Below are 3861 nucleotides of genomic sequence, written 5' to 3'. Positions count from 1 at the left end.
CCGCGGCCGGCCGGACCGCCACCAAAGCCTTGCCCGCCTGGCCAGCCGAAGTGCTAGGCGTCCAGGGCGCGCGGGAAGCGACTGAAGCTTCCCGGCGCCCAGATGGACCGTTATTTCCTTGCTTCTGGCCGAAATGGCGCTATATAGCGCGCCATCTCACACGGAAACATGGCTCACAAGGCCGTCCGGTGGCAGCCGGGGCGACAACGCTCCGTCTTGCTCACACGTTTCCGGAGGAACCAACCGGAGAATTAGAACGATGGCACTACCCGATTTCACTATGCGTCAGCTGCTTGAAGCTGGCGTGCACTTTGGTCACCAGTCTCATCGCTGGAATCCGAAAATGGCTCCGTTCATTTTCGGCGCTCGCAACAACATTCACATCGTCGACCTCGCGCAGACCGTGCCGATGCTGCACACGGCCTTGCAGGCGGTCAGCGACACCGTCGCCAAGGGCGGCCGTATCCTGTTCGTCGGCACCAAGCGCCAGGCGCAGGACGGCGTCGCGGACGCTGCCAAGCGCTGCGCGCAGTATTTCGTCAATTCGCGCTGGCTCGGCGGCACGCTGACCAATTGGAAGACGATCTCGGCCTCGATCAAGCGCCTGCGTCACCTCGACGACGTGCTGGCCGGCGGCGATGCCAGCTCCTACACCAAGAAGGAGCGCCTGACGCTTCAGCGCGAGCGCGACAAGCTCGACCGCTCGCTCGGCGGCATCAAGGACATGGGCGGTCTGCCCGACCTGATCTTCGTGATCGACACCAACAAGGAAGACATCGCGATCCAGGAGGCCCAGCGTCTCAACATCCCGGTCGCCGCGATCGTCGACACCAATTCGGACCCCAAGGGCATCACCTATGTGGTGCCGGGCAATGACGACGCCGGCCGTGCGATCGCGCTTTATTGCGACCTGATCGCGCGCGCCGCGATCGACGGCATCTCCCGCGCCCAGGGCGATTCGGGCATCGACGTCGGCGCGTCCGCCCGTCCGCTTGCTGAAGAGCTGCCGGCGGCCTCGTCGAGCGGCTTCCAGGGCCTTGCAGGTCCGCGCGGCACCGCCGACGACCTCAAGAAGCTCCCGGGCGTGTCGGGTGCGATCGAGAAGAAGTTCAACGACCTCGGCATCTTCCACTTCTGGCAGCTCGCCGAGCTCGACCACGACACCGCGCACAAGATCGGCGAAGAACTCGGTCTCCCGAGCCGTGCGGACGCCTGGGTGGCCAAGGCCAAGGCGCTGACCGCGGAAGCGGAATAGTCAAAAAGAGCGATGGGTTGGCCGGATAGGATCCGGCCACCATTTCAGTTGACGCGAATCCCTGAGATGGACCGCGGCGAGGCGATCAGGCCGCGCCGCGGCGAACCGGCAGGCACAAAGGATTTTCAACGATGGCAACGATCACAGCTGCGATGGTCAAGGACCTGCGCGAGTCGACCGGCGCGGGCATGATGGACTGCAAGGCCGCGCTGACCGAGAACGACGGCAACATGGAAGCCGCGCAGGATTGGCTGCGCAAGAAGGGTCTGTCCAAGGCCGCCAAGAAGTCGGGCCGCGTTGCGGCCGAGGGTCTGATCGGCGCGCTCACCAAGGGCACCAAGGGCGTCGTGGTCGAGGTCAACTCCGAGACCGACTTCGTGGCGCGCAACGGCCAGTTCCAGGGCCTGGTCAAGATGGTCGCCCAGGTCGCATTCGACGCGGGCTCCGACGTCGAGAAGATCAAGGCCGCCAAGGTCGGTGACGTCACGGTCGAGGCCGCGATCAATGACGCGATCGCCACCATCGGCGAGAACATGACGCTGCGCCGCGCGGCTTCGCTCGAGGTGAGCCAGGGCGTGGTGTCGAGCTACGTCCACGGCGCGGTCGTCGAGGGCGCCGGCAAGATGGGCGTGATCGTTGCGCTGGAATCACCCGGCAAGGCTGACGAGCTCGCGGGGCTCGGCCGCCAGATCGCGATGCATATCGCGGCCACCAATCCGCTGGCGCTCGATCCGTCCGGCCTCGATCCGGCGGTCGTCAAGCGCGAGAAGGACGTGCTCGCCGACAAATATCGCCAGCAGGGCAAGCCCGAGAACGTGATTGAGAAGATCGTCGAGTCCGGCCTCAAGACCTACTACAAGGAAGTCTGTCTGCTCGAGCAGGCCTTCATCCACGACACCGGCAAGTCGGTGGCGCAGGCCGTGAAGGAGGCCGAGGGCAAGGTCGGCGGCGCTGTGAAGATCGCGGGCTTTGTGCGCTATGCTCTCGGTGAGGGAATCGAGAAGCAGGAAAGCGACTTCGCAGCCGAGGTCGCGGCGGCCAGCGGCAAGAAGTAAGCGCCGGAACGTTCCTTCCGGCGTGCCGCCGGAAGCGGCGCCCGGACAAGGAAAAGTGCTCATGACTGATCCGGTCTATCGTCGCGTCGTGATCAAGCTGTCCGGCGAATATCTCGCGGGACAGCAAGGCTTTGGCATCGATCAGCCGACAGTCGACCGGGTTGCGGACGACCTGATCGCGGCCCGCAAGCTCGGCACCGAGGTTGCGGTCGTGATCGGCGGTGGCAATATCGTGCGCGGCGTCGAGGTCTCGGCCCGCGGCGTGTCGCGCCCGACCGGCGACACCATGGGCATGCTCGCCACCATGATGAACTGCCTCGCCCTGGAAGCGGCGATCGAGCGGAAGGGCACGCCGGCGCGCACGCTGTCGGCCTTCGTCATGCCCGAGATTTCCGAGCTGTTCACCCGCACTGCGGCGCACAAATATCTCGCCGAAGGCCGCATCGTGCTGCTTGGCGGCGGCACCGGCAATCCGTTCTTCACCACCGATACGACCGCGGTGTTGCGCGCCGCCGAGATCGGCGCCCAGGCGGTGCTGAAGGCGACCAATGTCGACGGCGTCTACTCGGCCGATCCGAAGAAGGATCCGTCCGCCACGCGGTTCGACCGGCTGACCCATTCGCAGGCGATCGAGGGTGGCTACAAGGTGATGGATGCGACCGCCTTCGCGCTTGCCCGCGAGACGTCACTGCCTATCATCGTATTCTCGATCGCGGAGCCGGGGTCGATCGGCGCGATTCTGCGCGGCGTCGGCCACGGAACCATCGTCGCCGGCTGACGGCTCATCTGGCGCGCCCGAGGGAAGGGCGCCGAGCGGCCGCCGGGATTTTGAAGGAGAAACGTGATGCCCACGGAAAATTTCGACCTCAACGAAGTGAAGCGCCGCATGCAAGGCGCCGTCGCCTCCCTCAAGCACGAGCTCGGCGGCCTGCGGACGGGGCGCGCCTCCGCCTCGATGCTCGATCCGGTGCAGGTCGACGCTTACGGCAGCCACATGCCGCTGAACCAGCTCGCCACCGTCAGCGTGCCGGAGCCGCGCCTGATCTCGGTGCAGGTCTGGGACAAGTCGATGGTCAAGGCGGTGGAGAAGGCGATCGTCGATTCCAATCTCGGCCTGTCGCCCGCGACCGAGGGCCAGGTGCTGCGTCTGCGCATCCCCGAGCTCAACGAGGAGCGGCGCAAGGAGCTGGTGAAGGTCGCGCACAAATACGCCGAAGCTGCCAAGGTCGCCGCGCGCCACGTCCGCCGCGACGGTCTCGACGTCCTCAAGAAGCTCGAGAAGAACCACGAGATGTCGGAGGACGACCAGAAGCGCCACGCCGACGAGGTGCAGAAGGCGACCGACAGCACGATCGCCGAAATCGACCAGTTGCTGGCCGCCAAGGAAAAAGAAGTCCTCACCGTTTAAGGCATCGCCTTCATGTCCAACGCCGCCGCGCCCGCAACGGAAGGACCAGATCGGTCCGAGGCGCCCGCGCATGTCGCCATCATCATGGATGGCAACGGGCGTTGGGCGGCCGCGCGCGGTCTGCCGCGTGCGGAGGGGCATCG

The 3861-nt window shown here is 65.7% G+C and carries 4 protein-coding genes and 1 pseudogene; all 5 read left to right on the top strand.

From position 1 onward, the window contains the following. The first annotated feature begins 259 nt into the window (after window positions 1–259). Entirely contained in the window at window positions 260–1255 is a 996-nt protein-coding gene (locus MOV75_RS30180; RefSeq protein WP_246931227.1) for a 30S ribosomal protein S2, read from the top strand. Window positions 1256–1386: 131 nt separating this feature from the next. Then, window positions 1387–2310 (top strand): translation elongation factor Ts, encoded by a 924-nt coding sequence (tsf, locus tag MOV75_RS30175; RefSeq protein WP_246931228.1) that lies wholly within the window; start codon window positions 1387–1389, stop codon window positions 2308–2310. A gap of 61 nt (window positions 2311–2371) precedes the next feature. Then, on the top strand, window positions 2372–3088 hold the full coding sequence (pyrH, locus tag MOV75_RS30170; protein WP_246931229.1) for a UMP kinase: 717 nt from the start codon (window positions 2372–2374) through the stop codon (window positions 3086–3088). 66 nt (window positions 3089–3154) lie between these two features. Further along, entirely contained in the window at window positions 3155–3718 is a 564-nt protein-coding gene (gene frr, locus MOV75_RS30165) for a ribosome recycling factor (RefSeq protein WP_246931230.1), read from the top strand. A gap of 12 nt (window positions 3719–3730) precedes the next feature. Continuing rightward, window positions 3731–3861: pseudogene (locus MOV75_RS30160) on the top strand (undecaprenyl diphosphate synthase family protein); the annotation flags it as partial.

Origin of the sequence: Bradyrhizobium sp. PRIMUS42, assembly GCF_023006515.1 — a bacterium.
Lineage (GTDB): Bacteria > Pseudomonadota > Alphaproteobacteria > Rhizobiales > Xanthobacteraceae > Bradyrhizobium.
This window is presented reverse-complemented; position numbering and strand designations above follow the sequence as displayed.

Bases quoted from the DNA above. Each gene is read 5' to 3' on its own strand.
- MOV75_RS30180 (WP_246931227.1), top strand. From the start codon at position 260: ATGGCACTACCCGATTTCACTATGCGTCAGCTGCTTGAAGCTGGCGTG.
- tsf (WP_246931228.1), top strand. From the start codon at position 1,387: ATGGCAACGATCACAGCTGCGATGGTCAAGGACCTGCGCGAGTCGACC.
- pyrH (WP_246931229.1), top strand. From the start codon at position 2,372: ATGACTGATCCGGTCTATCGTCGCGTCGTGATCAAGCTGTCCGGCGAA.
- frr (WP_246931230.1), top strand. From the start codon at position 3,155: ATGCCCACGGAAAATTTCGACCTCAACGAAGTGAAGCGCCGCATGCAA.